The sequence below is a fragment of the Nostoc sp. CCY 9925 genome (assembly GCF_963920935.1).
In the GTDB taxonomy this organism is placed as follows: Bacteria; Cyanobacteriota; Cyanobacteriia; order Cyanobacteriales; family Nostocaceae; genus Nostoc.
In genome coordinates this window covers 1-19251 of the sequence record NZ_CAWUDO010000121.1, presented here as the reverse complement: position 1 = coordinate 19251, position 19251 = coordinate 1, and the positions used below count along the sequence as shown (strand labels likewise).

Below are 19251 nucleotides of genomic sequence, written 5' to 3'. Positions count from 1 at the left end.
AGTCATTAGTCATTAGTCATTAGTCATTAGTCATTAGTCATTAGTCATTAGTCATGGGTCATTTCTTCCTCATCTTTCATGCCCAATACTTCTCTACGAGAGGCTGCGCCAACGGCTGATCTCGACTTCTCTACGAGACGCACTCACGTTCGCTACTTCGACTGCGCTACTTCGGCTACCCTCAGCAGAAGTGCCCAATGCCCGATATCCTAATACTTATTCCTCAACACGGTGTACTGCAAATTTGTGTAGCGGCAGACTCACGATGCAAGAAAAAGTTAAGAAATATGACAGAGCGGTAGTTATTCTTAAAGTCATCAAGACAGATTCCCATTCGGGTAAAACTATTTTTTCTATGCCAAAAGCTATACAATAAACTAACCAATAAGAAAAGCTCATTCTAAACAGAATCTGCTCTGTTTGTTGTACATCACTTTTGTGCTGCTTACTGTCCCACAGTAACGCCAGTCCAAGGATGCAAGCCACAAAGGAAACAGCAACTACAAATTCGTGACAGAATATATTTAACGAATGCATTTGTATTTCTCCCCAGCTTTTTTATATTGAAATTCAGTCTAAAGGAATATTCCTTGCAGAAATACAAAATATTCACAAACCTCAATAAAATCATGCAGTTGTTGTAAACAAATGCAACAAAATATAAATAACCTGTTGCGCTGATAATGCAGGACATCTTTTTGTGTTGGTTGTTGACGTTGACAGTTAACGGTCAACAACCAACAGTTATAGCAGTTGCCAGCTAAGTTAGGACATAAACTGATGGTAAAACCCCGACACCAAGAGACTTTCAAACCAGTTGCCTTTTGCCTGTTGCCTGCTATATAAATAACTGTGCAATTTAAAAGCGCAATAGCTTAATCATTTATCGTTTGTCTTTAGTGATTACAAGTGATAAATGACTATTGACGATATTGATTTTCACAAGTAATAATACTGAGCCAGTTGCTAGAACTATCTTCCCAATGTTGTTATTAGACAAAAGAGGAGGGTTGTCTGCGATCGAATTAATATCTGCTAAATGAAAAAACTGAATAGGATAATGCTACTAATGAATTTTGTTCAGGCTGGCGATCGCCCCAAAAAACGAATTTTCCCTTATGCTGCTATTATTGCTAGCATTACCGCAGCATTTGTTGATTGTGCATCTGTGGCGCAAACAACAACAGCAAATGCTTCAGATCAACCACCCTTACCACAAGCCTATGTGGATGCGGTGGAGGATGCAAAAATCGCAGAACCTGGTGAAATCTATCGAAACCTAACTCCCATTGTTTGGCATAACACCGATCTCAAATGGGACAAGAGTCGTGTTTTAGTAGTAGCGTGGACAAGCTTTCGTGGATATGCAGAGAATGTGGGTAACTTGATGCTTTTACCCCGCGATTTGTGGGTTACTGCTACCCCAGACTTACAAAAATTCTGCAAAGCCTATCGTCCTAGTAGTCAAACATCTCTAGAGTATCGACTCAACCAAGTTTTGGGTTTACCCCCAGACTCTGGAACTACAAACAGGTATATTGTTGAACTTTGGGTAGAACCGCGATCGCTATTTCGTCCCAGTAAAGATCCTAACATTACTGACCACGAGGCAGAACTGGAATTTCCTTTACCTAATGCCTTTGAGTCTATCTCAAACAGCTATCAAGATTGGTTTACCCAGCAATTTAAAAGCCGCTACGGTTCATCAAGTAATGCATCAGTCGGCGTTATTAATTACCCGTGGACACAACTAGGATATACTTACGATTGGGGAAATCAAAGTGATTGGCAAAAACTCGACCCCAAGCGATCGCCCCACGTCGGTTTAAGCGAATTCGTCATTAGAGAATGGTCACAAGTGACTGTCCATTCCACTCAAAATGCTAAAGACTACTGTAAATGACAACCTTCAAAAGTAGGGAGTGGGGAGATTATAAAGAAGCTTCCCACCCCTCAGAGACTGCCAATGCGCCATACCTCATGCCCAATTAATTGCTAAGAACAATTTTTTCTAACTGTTCGCAAGCAGCAATACTCACCCAGCAACTAGAACCATCTTGCCAATGTTCTTTCTTCCAAATCAGTGTAAGATTACGTGCTTAATACTGAATGAGATTTTTGGCGATCGCTCTTTTATCTTCAGTACCCAATTTCTGAGCAAAGTTAATCAAATCATTGAAGAACATCTGCACGTTGCGTGAGTCAGCATTGTATTCTGCGATCGTCGGTGAGAAGTTAAGGTAATGGCACATTTGTCAAGAGAGTGCAGGAAAAGGAGACAAATCCAGTTTTGAGACTGGTTTTCACAGCGCTTTAACCACTCTTAAATTTGCCCTCAGGGAAAAATTTTTGTATTTTTTCATTGTGGCTAGAAACTGAGTATGAAATAGTGTAGATCTTTAAAAGATAAAAAAGTTACTGTTTATCAGACCCTCACCGCAGAAAATCAGACTACTGACAAGTTGATGCTTATCACTCATTGCTTTGATTTAAGCCTATGACAAAGGATTCTCGCACGCGTACAATTACTGCACTAGCCTGGTGTCTTGCTTGGAGCGAAAAGCACACTATGAGTCAAGATGAACTCAGTACGTTGCATCAAATGGGACAAGCATTGCAAAAAGAGCAGGTTGTACCAAAAAGTACGGAATCTGTTGTTCAACAAGCACAGCGACTTGTCGATACCTTTAAAGACCCTACCCCTAAAACACTCAATGAGTTAAAAGAAAAAGAGGATTACTTAAAACTTTGGGAAGATAAAACGCCTATTGGCTTGGTTTATGGTGGTGCGACAAAGATTAAACAATATGTTTTTGAAGCGGCGAAACTGAACGATATTCGTGGTGCTTCGGCTTTACTTGACCGTATTAACCTTGATGATATTCCCGGTTTTTTTGGGGAAGGCAAGCGATCGCCAAAAATGAGAAAGTGGCTGAATAATAACCAATTCGTCGAATTAAGACAAGCTCTAATTCCCGAACTGATTATCTACTCCACAGGCGGCAGCATTCTTACTTTCTGCCCTGCGGCATTTGTTCATCAACTCGCCAATGCAATTGAAAAACGCTACACTCACGAAACTCTGACTGCCAACTCCTGCGCTGTTGGTGACACTTTCAGACTTTTAGAATTCCGCTTTGGGTTGCTGCAAAACCCAATTGAGAATACGCTATGGCTTGAAGAATACAAGAAAAAACAAAATAATCCCATCATTAAAGCTTATTTTGATCAATCAAGTGAAGCTGACCTAGAAGCGAAATTTTGGCAACGCAAGAATTTTAACGAACTTGTGGGAAAACTTGCGAACCAATTTACCCACCGCCGTAACGGAAATGTGTCACTCAAGGCAGAACGTCAGAGTCGTTCCTACCCGCCGATGTTTGAAACTCATCCCTACTTGCAACGGGATGAAACAGACAATCGAGCAGCTGTGGCAGCAACGAATTTACCGGGAACACCTAGTTTTTCCGATGCCCTAGCACCAAAAGTCATCGTCGGGCAGCGCAGCAAACGCGATCGCCAGCAACGACGACGCTGGTACAGAAATTTTCGATTTCGCCGACAATCAGGGAAAGAAGAACTATGGAGTCCTGGTTATTTTCCTAGTTGGGTGACAAGATTTCACAAATTTTTAGAACAATCGGGAAGCGATCGCCAATATTATCAAATAACACAAGGTGACCCAGTAACAGAAGCTTTTTCTTTGCGTGAAATAGGTAACGTTAGCACGCCTCGCGGTTTTGTTGGCTATATCTATGCAGATGGTAATAATATGGGTGGCTACCTCCGCCAGCACATCCGCACACCAGATAAATACCGCGAGTTTAGCGAACAAGTCTTAAATGCAACCCAGAATTCTGTTTACATTGCGCTGAAAAAACACCTTCAACCTCGCAGGCTCAATAATCTTATCGATCCAGATAACTTCCACCGTAATGATGATTGGATTTATCCATTTGAAATTATTACGATTGGTGGCGATGATGTGTTATTAATTGTACCTGCGGATAAAGCTTTAGATGTTGCCAAAACTATTGGTGAAGAATTTGAACGAGAAATATTAAAATCATCAGGATTTAGACTTAACAAACCATACGACCCCGAAAAAGTCCACCGTTATCAAGGCGAAAATCCATCTGAGTATACATCCCAGTGTGAATTAAGTATGTCCGCAGGTGTTTTGATAACTGCGGAAAATACCCCAATTTACTACGCACAAGAACTCACAAATCAATTATTGAAATCATCGAAGAAACTCGCTAAAGAACTCAAACGCTACTATAACTATTACGGTGGAACGGTTGACTTTTTAGCATTAAAAGCCGTAACAATAATTGCGTCAAATATTAAAGATTTCCGCGAACAAGGATTAACAAAAGATAATCTCAAATTCTACGCTTCACCTTATACCCTTCATGAACTAGGAGGGTTATTGCAGACTGTGGAAGTATTGAAAAAAGCTAAATTTCCGAAATCGCAACTATATCAAATTCGCAGTTTGTTAGAGAGAGGTAAACATACAGCTATTCTAAATTATCGCTATTTCCGAGTACGACTGCAACAAGGTCAAAACCAACTAGAAACCGACTTTGAGAAGGCATGGTGTCAACCAAAAGATGAAAATAATCACGGTAATCTTGCCCCGTGGATGTCCATAAAACCAAAAGAATCTGATGCAGAAGTAGAAAAAACCATCTATGAAACTATTTGGCGCGACTTAGTAGATTTATACCCGTTTATAGTCGAAGATGACCAAACGCCAGCTAACCAAGGAGAACAGCAAGAACAAGGAGTAAAGTAATGATTGACCTGAATGCACCTCCCCAAAGAGTATCTGAAGGCTGGGAAAAAGTGACGGCAATTATTGATACTGCCTTGTGCGTTGGTGCGGGTGGCTCATCGGGGTCGCTTGCAGATAAACCCATTGTCCGCAATGTCCAAGGACAACTGCTGATTCCTGGTTCTCAAATTAAAGGTAGGCTACGCCACGAATGTGAAAAACTCGCACGGGCGTTAGGCTGGCAAATTTTTTATGCACCAGTAGCAACAGAACTTTGTCCAAATGAAGGTCAAGTTTTGAGCGAATTTAGAGAAATATATCAAGTTAGTGGCTACAAGGGCTACCACTGCGTTGTATCGCAAATCTTTGGCGACCCAATTTTACCATCCCGCATCATTGTGGATGATTTTATCTGTGCAACACCAAAAGATGAACTACCAGAAGTTTTTCGCCCTGGTGTCACTATCAACCGTCGTCGCCGCACTGCTGAAGAAAACAAACTCTATCTGCTAGAAACATCTCCTGGGAATGCCCAGTTAGAGTTTAAAGGTGATATTTACCTACAGCCACCCTTTGAGTCTGGCAGTCCTGACTTAGCAAAACCCTTAATTTTTGCTGCTTTACGCCGCATCTATGCTTTAGGAGGGAGTAAATCAACAGGCTTGGGATGGTTGCATTGGGAGAATTTACCGACGCTATCTTCTGATGAGCCAATATGGTCAAATTTGAATGCTAAGGAGTATCTAGCAAATCATCAAGTTTCAGTTGGTGGTGCTGCATGAAGCGAATTGAACTGACCATCACAGCATTATCACCCTTGGCAATTGGTAAACAAAAACCGGGCGGTTCTATCAACGAGGTTGAACAATACATTCCAGGTTCGGTGTTGCGTGGTGCGATCGCTAAACATATCCTACAACGTACTGGAATGGAACTGGAAAATCTGGCAGCTAACGGTGGTGACTTTGCAGACTTATTTTTAGCAGAAAATCCAGCCATCTTTCAAAATGCCTACCCCGCAGTTGCTAAAGTTGGCAGTAAGCATCAGATAGTGAATAACACTATCAAAGTTTTACCTACAACTGCTGTTAGTTCCAAAGCCAATCCCGGCTTTTTTCCCAAAGGACATGGTGTATTTGATACATTAATTGACTGGTTTTGCGCCGAACAATTCAACCATCCTTATGACCCCAGTAGTTTGAAAGCATTAGAACAAGGGGTAGACCCGCGAGTTGAAACCTACAATTCTTTGTATAGCAAAAATAACGGGCAACACTGCACCCATACTACTACAAGTCGTTTGTTGACGCGGGTTGGCATTAACCGTTATCGTGCTACATCTAGTGATGATATTTTATACAGTATCGAAGTTCTCAACGAAGCATTTATAGCTGCAAATGAGAGCAGAAATATCACATGGAAGAACTACGTCTATCGCGGCTATATTAACGTTCCTAATAACTCGTTAGCTAAAAAACTCACTGGTTTTATCAAAGCTAATTCTGAAGTTTTTCGGCTTGGTGGTTCAGTATCGCGGGGGTTAGGGAAAGTCAAAATTACTGCCGAAGAAATTCCACTTCCTGATAATATTTCTAGTCGCATTGATGCATTTAATCAAGCATTGCACAAACGCTGGCAAGACTGGTCTGATGCATTTGGTAATCGCACACCCAACTCAATGAGCGATACTCTTATAGAGTCACTCCGCGATCGCACTTTCTTTACACTCAACTTGCACTCTGATGCAATTTTGACTGATAATTGGCAACGTACTACAGTAATTTCACTAGAAATGCTCAAGGAGTTTGCGGTTGTGGAAGACCCTAGCTTACAACTCCATACTGCTTACAGTAGCTACAGTTACAGTTCTGGTTGGAATAGTGCTTGGGGTTTGATGAAAGATGTTGAACTTGTAACTAATAAAGGGTCGGTTTATTTATTTAGCACTAAAAACCCGCAACTGTGGAAGAATGCACTCTCTAAATTAGAGTTGAGGGGTGTGGGCGATCGCACCAGTGAGGGGTTTGGACAAGTGGAAATTTGCAACGAGTTTCATCAAATATTTCGGGAATGTGCAGTATGAGTCAATCATTAACACCAAAAATCGAACTCAAAATTCAAAAAGATATTCGCCAAGCAGAAGATGACTTAGTAACTGCGATTGAAACAGCATTAGATACTTGCGATTATCCCAAAGAAGGGAAAGATAAGCTTGAAGAAGCACAGTTTCGTAACTTAGTTAGGGTTGCTGATACGACTGATAGTGCAGAAGTCATCAAAAATTTCCTTTGCTATCAGGTTGGTCGAGATAATAAGTGGGGTACGGGTAAAAATTCCTTGGCGGCGAAAATTATCCACGATATCGATCATGATTTAAAAACTCAAGCCAACAAAATTGCTAATAATTATTCTGGGGTTAATTTTAAACCTATCTGGCTGGATATAATTCGCCGCTACCTTGGCTATGGTTCCCGTTATCTGAAATATTTAAATGAAATCCGTAAACAAAAATCCGAACCAATAGTTACACCTCGTACTAAATAAAAACTATGTTTGAAATCTTTAAGAATCGTCTAGAAATTATCGGTATTCTCGAAACTGTTACAGCCTTAAGAATTAGTGCCGGACGTTCATCTGAACCAATTGGCTCGGATTTGCCAGTTATCAAAGATGCTTTAGGTAGACCATTAATCCCTGGTTCGAGTTTCAAAGGTGCGTTACGTTCGCGTCTTGAAAGTTTTTTGCGCGGAATTCATCAAGATTTTGCTGCTAATCCAGCCCAAGAAACAGAGTGGTCAATTCCTCCAGATAGAATGTCTGAGTTTAAAGAGCAAAATAAAGATTTAAAACCACAATTAAGAGAAGAGAAACTACACGAATTTATTATCAACAACACTGATTTAGTCTCTTCGCTATTTGGTTCACCTTGGCTAGCAAGCAAATTCCAAATTCGCGATCTAACAGTAAGTGAACCTGAAGAAAATTGGTTTGGGCAGTATCAAGAACGCGATGGTGTTGCCATTGATAGAGATACTGAAACTGCTGGTGATGGCAAACTTTATGACTTTCAAGTTGTGCCAGCCGGGACTCCATTTATATTTCATGCAGTGATTGAAAATGCTGAAGAATGGGAATTAGGGATGTTGATGATTGGCTTGCACCAGTTTCAAACCGAACAAATTCCCCTTGGTGGCGGACGTTCTCGTGGATTGGGAGTTGTTAAGCTCATAATTAATGAGATGAAGTGGGTTGATGTCCGAGATGAAAATAAGAAAGAAAAAGTTAATTCAAATAAGGCGATCGCATATCTCAAAAAATTAGTTAGCTCTAATGGAAATTCGCCGTGTGATGATGTGATACCTCTACCGTATACATGGACTGATGCTTTTATTAAACATTTAAATAAAAAGCTTAAAGAATTAACAGAGAAATTAAATAATACAGCCAATAGTCCTAATTAAATATCAATAAATCATGCACAAGCGATTTGTTAACCACTGCACACTTGACCTGACAATTATTCCAGATGGCCCTATTTTGATTAAATCTGGTCGAGAAGGTGCAGACCCCACCAAACCCCAGATGGAATTTGTCGAAACTTACCATGCTGGCGGACGCACAATTTATCTTCCTGGGAGTTCGCTTAAAGGTGCAATTCGCGCCCACGCCGAACGCATTGTGCGTACTGTTGGCGACGATCGCAAGCCAGAAGATCCAAACCGCATCTGGGCCAGTAATCCGTTGTTAACCAATGACTATGACTATTTAAACGACCCAGAGGACTCTAAAAAGAAACTACCAGCACCAGCCATATATAAAGAATCATCATTTACTGACCAGATATTTGGCAATATTGCGATCGCCAGCCGTCTCCGTATTCAAGATGCGTATCCTGATACTTCAGTACCAGTTAAAATCGAAGAACGTAATGGTGTCGCCATTGATAGGGTATTTGGTTCAGTAGCACACGGGCCTTTTGACTATCAAGTTTGTACAGGTGGCGCGTTTCAGACCAAAATTCACCTGAAAAACTTTTCTCTAGCACAATTGGGATTAATTGCATTGGTGTTGCGTGATTTAAACGCAGGCTGGTTTGGTATTGGTTTTGCCAAATCACGGGGCTTAGGTATAGTTCGCTTAGAGTACAACAGCGCTGTTGTGCAGTACCCTGGTTGCATATTGGACGACAAAGGGCAAATTCATCCGTTTGGCAGTTCCACGCCTTGGGATAAAGTTTATCTTGCAGGTGCTGGGGAATTTTTACAAGAAGATCGTGCCAATCCTTACGGGTTTCCCTCAAATGACAAATATGAAGTTAGTACAGTCTCACCAACATCAATGGAATACGGCTTTGGTGTAGAACTGCGCTGGGAAGACAAAACTTATATTACCGAATTATTTATGCAAAGCGTTGCCGCTTGGAGCAAGTTGTTGGAAGAAAGAGGGGCTTTATGTGCAACGTTTGGGTAAGCGAAAAACCTCTTTCAACAGATGAATTAATCAAGCGGTTGGAAGAACTGACAACTACACCTAGTTACTATTTTTTACGTTGGGCGCATCGGGTAGGGGGGTTTTGGCAGCGCAGAAAAGGCCAATTTGACAAATTAGAAGATGATATCCGCGATCGCTTAAAAAATTATCCCATCAATGGTGTGATTCCAAAACACCCCGAACCCTTTCCTAGTCCACAAGGGCAACTGTTTAATTCAGTCCTAGAGGTGCGTTGGCAGATTCGGCAAGGTAAGTATCAGGTATTGCTACTCGGTTCACAGGAGATAATACCAGGTTTTAGGGCGATCAAACGCGATTGGGAAATAATTGAGCAAAATGTACTCATACATCCCCAAGATGAAACTCGCTTTCCCAAAGGACTAGAGTCAGATGTAGTTAATAATATTGCCCAACGCTATTTTCGAGACAAGAACACAGCTACGGTTCACTTTGTCGCTTTAACGCTGAAAAATTCCCATGACTAACAGTTCTTATCGCTCTAATACCAATGGCGGTTCAGATGAACGCGCACCCACACCATACGAACTCGTTCGGTTTCCTGATAAACCACCCAGCGCTTGCACTCCTCCTGGACATGAGAAATATCAAAGCAATTGCTTGCACGGTACTTTATTTTTCACACTCCAAGTACAGACAGCGCTGCACGTTGCCACTGGGGTAGCGCTGATGGGTAGCGATGTTGATAAAAATGGTATACCCCTCATCAAGACGATGGAGCAGGGGGTAGATAAAACACTGTTGATTCCAGGCAGTTCTTTAAAAGGTTGTCTCCGCGCTATCTATGAAGCAATTACTAATAGTCGCTTAGGCGTAAAGCCAAAAAACAATAACCCACCTGACCGCTTACCTGCTCGCAGACAAAATGAAATTTGTCCGGCGGGAGTTGTCTTTGGTGCATCGGGAGATAATTGGGGTTGGCAAGGATTAATTAACATCCGAGATGCACACTGTAACACAAATGGTTTTGGCGTTGGTTATATGCCTGCTTTATGGTCGCCAAGACCTCAAGGAAGCAATTATTATCATGAAGGTAAGGTTGCTGGACGGAAGTTTTATTATCACATGGTTCGTGCTTTAGATAAGGGTGAAAAAGATGGAATTCGCGTCCAACAAGCAAGTAGAAACTATACTTTTTCAACACAGTTACACTTTAGAAATCTTCAATCTAAAGAACTAGGAGCGCTATTAATTGCTTTGGGACAAGACTCAAATTATCCCTTTGCACTAAAGCTTGGTGCGGGAAAACCCATTGGGATGGGAACAATGATCGTGAAAATCACGGAAGTTCAGGTGATGCAAAATCAAGATGATTTATGTAAGCACTATAAGTCTTTCTCTAATCCAGATGATAAAAAGTTAAAAGGTGAATTGTTGCAGCAATTTCTTCTTACACACATACAAGCAGCCCATAATCAAAATTTAATTGAAAAACCGCAGTTAGAACAATTAAGTCAAATTTTAAGTTATCCCACTACTCGTCAACCTTACGAAAACTACTAATGGCTGTTTATCTCGACGAAAGCACTTATTCCCTGACAGAATATGAGTCACAAATCGCGCACAATATTGCGCGTATTTTGGCTGAAGAACAAATAAAGCTCAATCGGGAATCTCGCTCTAATTCCGATGGAATTAAGACTGAGCTAGAAAAAGCCATTGCTTATCTTTATGCAAAAATTCGTCAAGCTGAGGGTAAGAGTAAAAACAATGTATTATCTACTTTATTTAAATATCTAGAGCATTTAGTCAAATACGGCAAACAAATTGGGCATACAGGTAATGTTCCTAAATACTATGACAGTATTCTCTATGCCTGTGAACAATACTTTGACATGAAACAGGATAATGCTACTAGAGTATTAACAATACTCGGCTGGTCGGCACGCTTAATTCGTTTTTATAAGCAGAAAATTGAAAGTGGTGAAGTCTTACCTGCAATCGCACCTGTAGTGAAATCACCTCCAGAAACCAAAAACCAGACTATTACAAATCAATCCCAGAAATTTGAAATTGACCAGATACTCGATGCTACAGTAGTTAAAATTACTGGCAGTAAGGTTTCTTATCAAGTAGGAGATGTTTTCATTCCCAATGAGAAAGAACCTAAACAAGCCAAAAATTTACAAGAAAAACAAATCGTCAAAGTCAAAGTCAAGGTAACGGCAATTAAAGAAGATGGCAGTATCAAACACGTTAAATACCATAGTATTTAACCTTTATAATTCATTATCAATACCTAAAAATTACTCTGCCCATAAGCAACATAGGCTGAGTCCGCAACAATTCCCAGCAAACTTATCGGTGCATTTACAGGAATATAATAGTAATCAACTCGCGCTGCCAAATTATCTATTTCTCTATACCTTCCCTTAACATAAATCACCAAAACAGTATTTTTATCCAACCAATCTAATGCTAAATTAATCTGCTCTTTTACTTTGTCTTCCCGCTTATTTTCGGCATCTTTGTCTGATAATCCAGCAAAATCTTGTCCTTCCAACAGCTTAGAATTTATTAAATCTAAAACAAAAATATCTCCGACTGGCTTTTTCGGTTTCTTCTTTTGATTCCAATATCTAACTTTATCAAAACCTCTTGTACGCAGCAGCTTACAATCATTGGGTTCTGTTGTGTCGTTACTAGGTAAGTAATAATCGACAACTGTTGAACCAATTACCCTTTCGCGCTGCAAAGAACGCTTGACACTCTCAACTTCAGACTGAACTAAATCGGTAATTTTATTTTCTATTTCTCGGTTAATTAATTGACTGGCTACTTTCTTCGCATCATCTAAATTTTTACCTATAGCAAAAGCTAAAACACCACCCAAAAAAGCAAATACCACTAAAGTAAATTGCATTGCTGCAACAAATCTGTTAAAGCTTTCACCTAGTTGACCATTTGTAGCTTTGAGAAATTCTAACTGGCTTTTTAGTAATTCAAGGTCATTGAAGTTTTTCGTCGGGGCTGATAGCGGTGAAGATGTAGGGGTAGGAGTTTGGGCAATAACAAAATCCCACAGGTGAGATAAATCAATTGAGGGTAGCCAATCCATAGATATTTTGTTTATAGCGATTATTTATTCATTTAATCATGCACTATCGCATCACTCTACAAATCCAACTCTAACTAAAAGCGATCGCACAATCCACTCCAACTTTAACTAAATCCCGAATGTATTTCCATCCCCGTGAGGGGTAATGATTTGAAAACGGGCTAGCTCTCAAGGAAGATTAGAGGAATTAAAACGTTTCCATCCCCGTGAGGGGTAATGATTTGAAAACCCAAGTCACCCGACAGGAATTTGAAGATGCTCTTATGCAGTTTCCATCCCCGTGAGGGGTAATGATTTGAAAACAATTTGCTGAAGTTTTAGTAGGAGATGACGGCATCGTGTTTCCATCCCCGTGAGGGGTAATGATTTGAAAACCGAATGTGATCTATTTGATCACAGTAAGCTCAAAAGCAGTTTCCATCCCCGTGAGGGGTAATGATTTGAAAACTTTCGCTTAGATATGCCCACAACTTGCTCACAGAGCAAGAGTTTCCATCCCCGTGAGGGGTAATGATTTGAAAACTGCTGTTGTTGCTAGGTTTTTATTCTTCGGTAAGCATAGCGTTTCCATCCCCGTGAGGGGTAATGATTTGAAAACCAATTTTCTGCTTTTATACGCAGGGACAACTACGGGAGTGTTTCCATCCCCGTGAGGGGTAATGATTTGAAAACTTTCTCAGACAGTCTTCTTAAAGACTTAACAAAATAATTTGTTTCCATCCCCGTGAGGGGTAATGATTTGAAAACCATTATGTAAATTACAATGCTGCTGAAAAAGCGGCTCGTTTCCATCCCCGTGAGGGGTAATGATTTGAAAACCCTACCCTTCTAGAACACTTGCTAAGACTGGGTTTGAAAGTGCCATTTTAGCGGGGGGTCTAATTTTGCTGTCAATAAGCATATTTTAATGACAATTAACCACTAATACAGACATCTCAACGCCTTACGCAGTAAGCGATTAGCGGGGGTCAACGAAAGAATAAGGGTTTCAAGCATTGGCATACCCCCGCTAAAAATTTGCGTGTGTAGAGTAAAAACCAACACTTTAACTTTCACTAGGAAACGCAATATTAAATTTTCAAGGTTCCGCTTGATTAAAGAAGAGTATACCAAACTACTCCTCACTCTTCAAAGCGCGTCGTGCCAACTTGACATAAGTCTTCACCGTTTCATAAGGCATCTCTAAATCTTCTGCCACCACCTGCAATGACTCGCCCATTTCCCGCCGTGCTAAAATTGTCGCCCATTTTGAGGCTATTTCATCTGCGCGATCGCCACCCGTCCGCTTGCGTCGTGCCTTAAAAATCTGTGTTAAATCTTCAATGCGTTTCGCCAAGACAGTTTGCACATCAGGTATATCTTGGATAACTTGAGATGACCAACCCAAACGTGTTTGTCCCAAGCCAAAGGTAGTTTTGTGACCAGTACCACAGTAAGGTGCAAGTTTGACTAAAGCAGAAAATAACTGCCCAAATTCTGGCTGTTTGGCTGCATCTTTAGCTAAACTAAACTCAATTGCCCCAGTAAATCCTGTGACTGCGCCTTTCTTCCCCGCCAATACCTTCGCGGTTGTTAGTTGGCAACGAGTAATCAATATATAATCATCTACCCAAGCCAAAAAAGCATCCTGGTCAACAGACATCCCCGAAAAGTCATTCCAGCGCCGCAGGTAGCTATGAAATACATTCGCTGGTACTGGTAGGGGGAAGTGATGACCTTTGCGGCGAAAACTTGTAGGACTGAGAAATTTCAGAGCGAAAGTCTCATTAAGCTCAGATTCTAGCAGTTGCTTATAAGTTGTGGGAGGATGGGCAATTTTGACAGAACGAATCTGCAAAGGGGCATTTTTTAATTCCAGCACCTCTGGCAAATTTTCAACCCATTGCGCCATCCACTGTTGCACTCGATTAGATAAAGCTGTGACATACCAACGATAAGAGGTGTTTGCAGATAGTTGTATTTGTCTACCGCTACTGATAATCTCTCCATTTAAAGCTGAGATAGTAAACGGTTTCTCTGACTCTCCATCATGGAGGTAAGCAGAAAGTTCAGAGTCTGTAGAACCCACTTGCTGGAGAAACCAGGCGTGTAGTCCAATAGTGTACTGAGGGAAGAGGTAACAATCTTTTGCGGGGACTAACTCAAATTCTAAGCCGATTAACTCTGTGTCCGGCGGCCATGTAAGCGGAGATGGAGGGATATTTGGCTTTTTTTGAGAGCGTCGAGGCATAGCATCATTTGAGCCACAGTTCCTAGATTTTATCTTGTTTTCATCCCCAGGAGGGGATAAAGTTGTGAGTCGTGCTGCTGCAAGATGAGGTTAAATCAGAGACAAAATAAAAATCCCTAGCAAACTGTTTGAGCGATCGCCAGGGATGATTAATGTTATTGTAATACCACTTAACCAAGTCTTGCTTGATTCACAATTCCCCTCTACTGCCATAATAAAAGCACTTTAGAGAATATAATCTTTGGCAAGAATCAGGATAACTGATATTAACAAAGACGCAGGTATTTAGATAAAGTAAATCAACTAAAAGCTTCATTATCGGGTAACTTTCGCACTCCTTGTACATCGCTATTAATATCCAAGCCATCGCCTGTGTTGCCACTGATATCGGCATTGCCAATGGTCAGTAGGTTGTTGCCACCATCGTCGAAGCTGATTCCATCGCCAGTGTTGCCAGTAAAGTTGCTAGCACTGACTGTGACGGTACTGTCACTAGCATCAATTTCAAGGCCATTATTGCCATTGTTAAAGATGCTTGAGCCAAAAATGTTCAGTGTGTTATCAGTACCATTCACAGGGCGAACGCATCTAAATATAGTACATAAATACTAAATTCAGAAAAAAGGTAGCGATCGCCTTAACATAAGTATCAATTATATAGGACAAAGATCCTAGTCAAAACTAGGATCTTTGTCCGATGCGCTCACAAAGGCGATCGCTGTATAATCCATTTCGCTACAGCAAAATCTAGGTAATTACCTAACCTGTCAATGAATAAAATCTGGTTTGGCAATACTTTATTGTTTAGTTCAGTTTTAGCAACTACCTTACTTGCTAGTCCTAATGTTGCTGAACCTATCCCACTAATAATATTTTTGCTACAAAGCTTAAGCTTCTTGAGAACTGAAAACGGAAAATTAAGCTTTTCAAGCACATTTTAGAGAAATAAGTAAGGATTTTTAGAACAGTAGGATAGGTTCCAACGTTTTCGCACCTTCGATGATAATCGCAACGGTTTTATTGAGCGGAGCGACTTCGAGGTGTCAGTTGCGCGTCTTGCTGATGATCCAGGCGATCGCTAAAACATCCGAGGCTAGTAACCCATGTCTTACTACTGGTACAATCTAGCCAATAAATCACAATTATTGGAGTTCTAGAACTTCAGCCAACTTCCATAACCATACAGAATAATCAGGATTGGCACTATGTTTCATCGAGTTCCGGAAAAACAAATGCATTTTGTTAGATGGCTGCTCGTTATTGGCTGGATTTTACTCATTTTATCGTTATTTTACGACCCGATTTCGCCATATCTCACGCAGCCTACTACTGAGTGGAGTATTTTCCGTCTCAATCCGAATCTTTTAGACCCGATGAAATGCCAAGAGGTTGTCACAGTCCAAGGAAAGTGTATTGATGTCAAACCTTTTGCATTAGGAGCCAAAATCTTTTGGGGAATTGTAGTTCCTTGTGGAGTATTAATTATCTTTGTTTTAGGACATGAAACATGGCGGCGGATTTGTCCGTTATCTTTTCTATCACAAATTCCGAGAGCATTAGGTAAGCAACGTCAACGCAAAATCACTAACCCTCGCACAGGAGCAGTGCGCTATGAACTAGCTAAAATAGCAAAAGATTCTTGGCTTGGTCGCAATCATTTATACTTCCAATTTGGGTTTCTTTGCATTGGTCTTTGCTTGAGAATTTTATTTATTAATGCCGATCGCCTGTTTTTAGGGTCTTTTATTATTCTGACAATTCTATCAGCAATATTGGTAAATTATCTGTTTGCTGGTAAAACTTGGTGTCAATATTTTTGTCCTATGGCTCCTGTGCAGATGGTCTATAACGGGCCAAGGGGATTGTTAGGAAGTGAGGCTCACCAAGGTCAAAAACAGATTGTTACTCAGTCTATGTGCCGGACATCAGATAAAGATGGTAACGAAAAAAGCGCCTGTGTTAGCTGCCAATCTCCTTGTATGGACATTGATGCAGAACGGTCTTACTGGGAAATTTTTAACAAGCCAGGTCGGAGATTAGTTCAATACGGCTATGTGGGACTAGTCATCGGTTTTTATCTTTACTATTTTTTATATTCTGGCACTCTTGATTACTACTATTCTGGAATTTGGAGTCATGAAGAAAATCAGTTATCAACTCTTTTAAATCCAGGAATTTATATTTTTGGTAAGCAAATTCCGATTCCGAAATTAGTTGCAGTTCCTCTTACTATTGGGGCTTTTGTTGCAGCCAGTTACTTCTTATTGTCGAGGGTAGAAAAAGAATACAAAGCTTATTGTCAACGGATTAATAAACCTCTCAGTAAACAACAGGTACAACACAATATTTTTGCAATTTCTACCTTTGTAGTTTTCAATTGTTATTTCTTATTTGCTGGCCGTCCCATACTCAAACAACTACCAAATTTCATAGAGCTAGGATTTAACGCTTTAGTCATTCTCGTCAGTACATTGTGGCTGTACAGGACACTCAGCCGCAGTGCGGAAACTTATTCGCGGGAAAGTCTTGCAGAAAGTCTGCGTCGTCAGTTGGCTAAATTAACAGTTGATTTCTCTAAATTCTTAGAGGGTCGGTCAATGGCAGACCTGAAACCCGATGAGGTGTATGTTCTTGCTAAAGTACTGCCCAGTTTTAGTAAAGAATCTAGCTTTCAGGTTTACAAAGGATTGCTGCGCGAAGAATTAGAACAAGGAAATGTAGAGCCGGCAAATAGCTTAGACGAACTCAAGCAAATCCGTTTGGAATTAGGACTTAAGGATGAAGAACACTTCAATATATTGACGGAATTGGGAGTAGAAAACCCATCTTTATTAGATCCAACTAAACGCAGAAGTCGGGAAAATCAGTTAAGAATCGAAAGCTATCGGCAAGCTTTAGAACTACAATTGTTAGATTTGATAGAAATGGGAGTTCCCTTGCGTCAAGCACTCCAGCGCCGAGACAAGCAAATTCAAGCCCTGAAACAAGAGTATGGCATTACCGCAGAGGAAGAAGCACAAATTTTATCCCAAATGATTGATGAAAACAGTGCTATTCTCCGCAAAGCAGAGATACTACTTACACAATTAAAGGAGCTAATTGTCCGCTACAAAGCTTTAAGTAATTTTCCAAGTCATCAAGCACCTGTGTTTGTCTTGCTGCGATTAGTCGCTATTGAAAATAAACAACTAATTATCACCAAGCAATTATTGAGTATTCTCGAAGTTTTGCAAGATGCGCCGGAAGCTGTGAAAATAGCTAGTGCCATTGGCATACTTGCAGAAAATGTATTGCCAAATATTCTGAATGAAGCTAATAATACTTGGCGGTGGCAAGAAAGAATTGCTGAGGAAGCGATCGCACTTCTGCAACCCGATGATTTAGAATTAGCAGCAACCTTTGATACTCCAGCACAGATAGTTGATGACGAAGCACCGACGCAAATATTTGTTGCTGGACAACCAATACCAAAGGTGATATCAGCCAATCATCAGCCCTTTGTGATTGATGTTCTTAAAGAACTTTTGCAAGAACTAGAGCCACTCATCCAAGCAGCTGCACTTTACGCCCTAGAGCAACTCGATCCACAGCAAGGCCGCGAACAAGCGCGCCAGTTACTCAACTCCACAAAACCCGGAGATTGGCTAGTGCAGGAGACAGCAGAAAATATTTTGGGTCTGGATGAAGGACAGGCTGCTGCTTTGTTGCAAACTCTCACAGCTGAAGTGAAGGTGGAGGGAAAAATACAACAGCTTATCTTTCAGCAATCAGCCGTGCAAGTGGGACGTAGTTTAGCAAATGATCTCATCTTGCCCGATGCCAGAGTATCTCAGTACCACGCGATATTTCATCTTGACGAGCAAGAAGTGAGATTAACGGCGCTCAAAAGTGCCTATGGCTTACGTATTAATGATAAACGCATACAAAATGATACAGTGAGTCTCCAGCCAGGAGATGTGATTCGGTTTAGCCCAGCAGAGGAACCAGCCATAACTGTGAGTTGGAAAAAGCAATCACCAGTAGACTCAGCAGTAGCAAAAGAAACTTTCAGCACCCTGGATAAGCTGTTATTGATGTTTGAAACCAGTCTTTTGCGAACGGTGAAGCCGGAAGCGACGCTCGAACTGGCTCGCAAGGCTGAGATTCGAGTTTACCGTCAAAGAGAAATTATCTGTAAGGCTGGAGAACCATCTGATGAACTGCTGTTGTTAATCGATGGTGAAGTTGATGTAACGGTTCTGCAAGGAGATATTGAGGTTGTCGTCAACACAATTCGGTCAGGCGAAACTATTGGTGAAATGGGAGTTTTGACTAGGCAAGCGCGATCGGCAAATGTAGTTGCCAAGGCTGAAATAAATCGAGTTTTGGTCATAGAGGCGAAGGATTTTGAGACACTGTTACGCAATGATTCGGAAGTGTCGAGGAGTTTGTTGCTGAACATGATTGGTCGTCTACAAAGGTTAACTGCACAAGTTAAAGAAAGTCAGAAGTGAAAAGGGGATTGGGCATGGGGCATGGGGCATGGGGCATTGGAAATGAACTTCAGAGCTTCGTTGATGAACCTCAGAGCTTCGTTGATGAACCTCAGAGCTTCGTTGATGAACCTCAGAGCTTCGCCGATGAACCTCAGAGCTTTGTAAATGAACCTCAGAGCTTCGTGAATGAACCTCAGAG

Annotated in this window: 18 protein-coding genes and 1 CRISPR repeat array; of the genes, 12 read left to right on the top strand and 6 right to left on the bottom strand. The window is 40.9% G+C overall.

Annotated elements, in window-relative coordinates:
- Positions 1 to 216: 216 nt before the first annotated feature.
- Entirely contained in the window at positions 217 to 537 is a 321-nt protein-coding gene (locus ACM0OY_RS34585) for a hypothetical protein (RefSeq protein ID WP_414573283.1), read from the bottom strand.
- A 532-nt stretch (positions 538 to 1069) separates the two neighbouring features.
- On the opposite strand from ACM0OY_RS34585, the gene ACM0OY_RS34580 reads away from it, so the two are divergent.
- On the top strand, positions 1070 to 1903 hold the full coding sequence (locus tag ACM0OY_RS34580) for a hypothetical protein (protein ID WP_414573282.1): 834 nt from the start codon (positions 1070 to 1072) through the stop codon (positions 1901 to 1903).
- A gap of 196 nt (positions 1904 to 2099) precedes the next feature.
- Here ACM0OY_RS34580 and ACM0OY_RS34575 read toward each other — a convergent pair whose 3' ends face one another.
- The gene (locus ACM0OY_RS34575; protein ID WP_414573281.1) at positions 2100 to 2252 is read right to left on the bottom strand and encodes a hypothetical protein; all 153 of its coding nucleotides are present in this window, start codon (positions 2250 to 2252) and stop codon (positions 2100 to 2102) included.
- A gap of 245 nt (positions 2253 to 2497) precedes the next feature.
- Between ACM0OY_RS34575 and cas10 the strand changes: the two genes are divergently transcribed.
- From cas10 to ACM0OY_RS34530, 9 genes are read left to right on the top strand one after another with little or no spacing between them, the layout of a single operon-like run.
- The gene (gene cas10, locus ACM0OY_RS34570; protein WP_414573280.1) at positions 2498 to 4801 is read left to right on the top strand and encodes a type III-B CRISPR-associated protein Cas10/Cmr2; all 2304 of its coding nucleotides are present in this window, start codon (positions 2498 to 2500) and stop codon (positions 4799 to 4801) included.
- Entirely contained in the window at positions 4801 to 5562 is a 762-nt protein-coding gene (locus ACM0OY_RS34565) for an RAMP superfamily CRISPR-associated protein (protein WP_414573279.1), read from the top strand. Before cas10 ends, ACM0OY_RS34565 begins: the two co-directional genes overlap by 1 nt.
- Positions 5559 to 6863, top strand: coding sequence for a CRISPR-associated RAMP protein Csx10 (csx10, locus tag ACM0OY_RS34560; RefSeq protein WP_414573278.1), 1305 nt, complete (start codon positions 5559 to 5561; stop codon positions 6861 to 6863). Before ACM0OY_RS34565 ends, csx10 begins: the two co-directional genes overlap by 4 nt.
- Complete coding sequence (locus ACM0OY_RS34555) at positions 6860 to 7324, top strand: hypothetical protein (protein ID WP_414573277.1); 465 nt, start codon at positions 6860 to 6862, stop codon at positions 7322 to 7324. Before csx10 ends, ACM0OY_RS34555 begins: the two co-directional genes overlap by 4 nt.
- Before the next feature lie 5 nt (positions 7325 to 7329).
- On the top strand, positions 7330 to 8241 hold the full coding sequence (csx7, locus tag ACM0OY_RS34550) for a CRISPR-associated RAMP protein Csx7 (protein WP_414573276.1): 912 nt from the start codon (positions 7330 to 7332) through the stop codon (positions 8239 to 8241).
- Positions 8242 to 8254: 13 nt separating this feature from the next.
- On the top strand, positions 8255 to 9250 hold the full coding sequence (locus ACM0OY_RS34545; protein ID WP_414573275.1) for an RAMP superfamily CRISPR-associated protein: 996 nt from the start codon (positions 8255 to 8257) through the stop codon (positions 9248 to 9250).
- Positions 9232 to 9756 carry a hypothetical protein gene (locus tag ACM0OY_RS34540; protein WP_414573274.1) on the top strand — a complete coding sequence of 175 codons (525 nt, stop codon included), beginning with the start codon at positions 9232 to 9234 and terminating at the stop codon, positions 9754 to 9756. The genes ACM0OY_RS34545 and ACM0OY_RS34540 overlap by 19 nt, the downstream gene beginning before the upstream one ends.
- Positions 9749 to 10792 (top strand): RAMP superfamily CRISPR-associated protein, encoded by a 1044-nt coding sequence (locus ACM0OY_RS34535; protein ID WP_414573273.1) that lies wholly within the window; start codon positions 9749 to 9751, stop codon positions 10790 to 10792. Before ACM0OY_RS34540 ends, ACM0OY_RS34535 begins: the two co-directional genes overlap by 8 nt.
- Positions 10792 to 11505: a hypothetical protein gene (locus tag ACM0OY_RS34530; RefSeq protein WP_414573272.1), complete on the top strand. Its 714-nt coding sequence runs from the start codon at positions 10792 to 10794 to the stop codon at positions 11503 to 11505. Before ACM0OY_RS34535 ends, ACM0OY_RS34530 begins: the two co-directional genes overlap by 1 nt.
- Before the next feature lie 23 nt (positions 11506 to 11528).
- On the opposite strand, the gene ACM0OY_RS34525 is transcribed toward ACM0OY_RS34530, so the two are convergent.
- The 4 genes from ACM0OY_RS34525 to ACM0OY_RS34510 all read right to left on the bottom strand — a co-directional run bounded on the left by ACM0OY_RS34525 (position 11529) and on the right by ACM0OY_RS34510 (position 15511).
- Positions 11529 to 12347: a hypothetical protein gene (locus ACM0OY_RS34525; protein WP_414573271.1), complete on the bottom strand. Its 819-nt coding sequence runs from the start codon at positions 12345 to 12347 to the stop codon at positions 11529 to 11531.
- Positions 12348 to 12470: 123 nt separating this feature from the next.
- Positions 12471 to 13166: a CRISPR direct-repeat array (repeat unit 35 nt; unit sequence GTTTCCATCCCCGTGAGGGGTAATGATTTGAAAAC).
- Positions 13167 to 13461: 295 nt separating this feature from the next.
- Entirely contained in the window at positions 13462 to 14577 is a 1116-nt protein-coding gene (gene cas6 / locus ACM0OY_RS34520) for a CRISPR-associated endoribonuclease Cas6 (protein ID WP_414573270.1), read from the bottom strand.
- Positions 14578 to 14876: 299 nt separating this feature from the next.
- Positions 14877 to 15152, bottom strand: coding sequence for a right-handed parallel beta-helix repeat-containing protein (locus ACM0OY_RS34515; RefSeq protein ID WP_414573269.1), 276 nt, complete (start codon positions 15150 to 15152; stop codon positions 14877 to 14879).
- A 128-nt stretch (positions 15153 to 15280) separates the two neighbouring features.
- Positions 15281 to 15511, bottom strand: a complete 231-nt coding sequence (locus ACM0OY_RS34510) for a hypothetical protein (RefSeq protein ID WP_414573268.1) — start codon at positions 15509 to 15511, stop codon at positions 15281 to 15283.
- A gap of 65 nt (positions 15512 to 15576) precedes the next feature.
- On the opposite strand from ACM0OY_RS34510, the gene ACM0OY_RS34505 reads away from it, so the two are divergent.
- Positions 15577 to 15705, top strand: coding sequence for a hypothetical protein (locus ACM0OY_RS34505; protein WP_414573267.1), 129 nt, complete (start codon positions 15577 to 15579; stop codon positions 15703 to 15705).
- A gap of 77 nt (positions 15706 to 15782) precedes the next feature.
- On the top strand, positions 15783 to 19070 hold the full coding sequence (locus ACM0OY_RS34500; RefSeq protein WP_414573266.1) for a cyclic nucleotide-binding domain-containing protein: 3288 nt from the start codon (positions 15783 to 15785) through the stop codon (positions 19068 to 19070).
- Positions 19071 to 19251: the final 181 nt, after the last annotated feature.

What these genes read in the sequence shown, in the direction of transcription:
- ACM0OY_RS34525 (WP_414573271.1), bottom strand. Translation starts at nt 12,347, where the DNA reads ATGGATTGGCTACCCTCAATTGATTTATCTCACCTGTGGGATTTTGTT.
- ACM0OY_RS34540 (WP_414573274.1), top strand. Translation starts at nt 9,232, where the DNA reads ATGTGCAACGTTTGGGTAAGCGAAAAACCTCTTTCAACAGATGAATTA.
- ACM0OY_RS34565 (WP_414573279.1), top strand. Translation starts at nt 4,801, where the DNA reads ATGATTGACCTGAATGCACCTCCCCAAAGAGTATCTGAAGGCTGGGAA.
- ACM0OY_RS34575 (WP_414573281.1), bottom strand. Translation starts at nt 2,252, where the DNA reads ATGTGCCATTACCTTAACTTCTCACCGACGATCGCAGAATACAATGCT.
- ACM0OY_RS34530 (WP_414573272.1), top strand. Translation starts at nt 10,792, where the DNA reads ATGGCTGTTTATCTCGACGAAAGCACTTATTCCCTGACAGAATATGAG.
- ACM0OY_RS34555 (WP_414573277.1), top strand. Translation starts at nt 6,860, where the DNA reads ATGAGTCAATCATTAACACCAAAAATCGAACTCAAAATTCAAAAAGAT.
- cas6 (WP_414573270.1), bottom strand. Translation starts at nt 14,577, where the DNA reads ATGCCTCGACGCTCTCAAAAAAAGCCAAATATCCCTCCATCTCCGCTT.
- csx7 (WP_414573276.1), top strand. Translation starts at nt 7,330, where the DNA reads ATGTTTGAAATCTTTAAGAATCGTCTAGAAATTATCGGTATTCTCGAA.
- csx10 (WP_414573278.1), top strand. Translation starts at nt 5,559, where the DNA reads ATGAAGCGAATTGAACTGACCATCACAGCATTATCACCCTTGGCAATT.
- ACM0OY_RS34585 (WP_414573283.1), bottom strand. Translation starts at nt 537, where the DNA reads ATGCATTCGTTAAATATATTCTGTCACGAATTTGTAGTTGCTGTTTCC.
- cas10 (WP_414573280.1), top strand. Translation starts at nt 2,498, where the DNA reads ATGACAAAGGATTCTCGCACGCGTACAATTACTGCACTAGCCTGGTGT.
- ACM0OY_RS34545 (WP_414573275.1), top strand. Translation starts at nt 8,255, where the DNA reads ATGCACAAGCGATTTGTTAACCACTGCACACTTGACCTGACAATTATT.
- ACM0OY_RS34535 (WP_414573273.1), top strand. Translation starts at nt 9,749, where the DNA reads ATGACTAACAGTTCTTATCGCTCTAATACCAATGGCGGTTCAGATGAA.
- ACM0OY_RS34505 (WP_414573267.1), top strand. Translation starts at nt 15,577, where the DNA reads ATGATAATCGCAACGGTTTTATTGAGCGGAGCGACTTCGAGGTGTCAG.
- ACM0OY_RS34580 (WP_414573282.1), top strand. Translation starts at nt 1,070, where the DNA reads ATGAATTTTGTTCAGGCTGGCGATCGCCCCAAAAAACGAATTTTCCCT.
- ACM0OY_RS34500 (WP_414573266.1), top strand. Translation starts at nt 15,783, where the DNA reads ATGTTTCATCGAGTTCCGGAAAAACAAATGCATTTTGTTAGATGGCTG.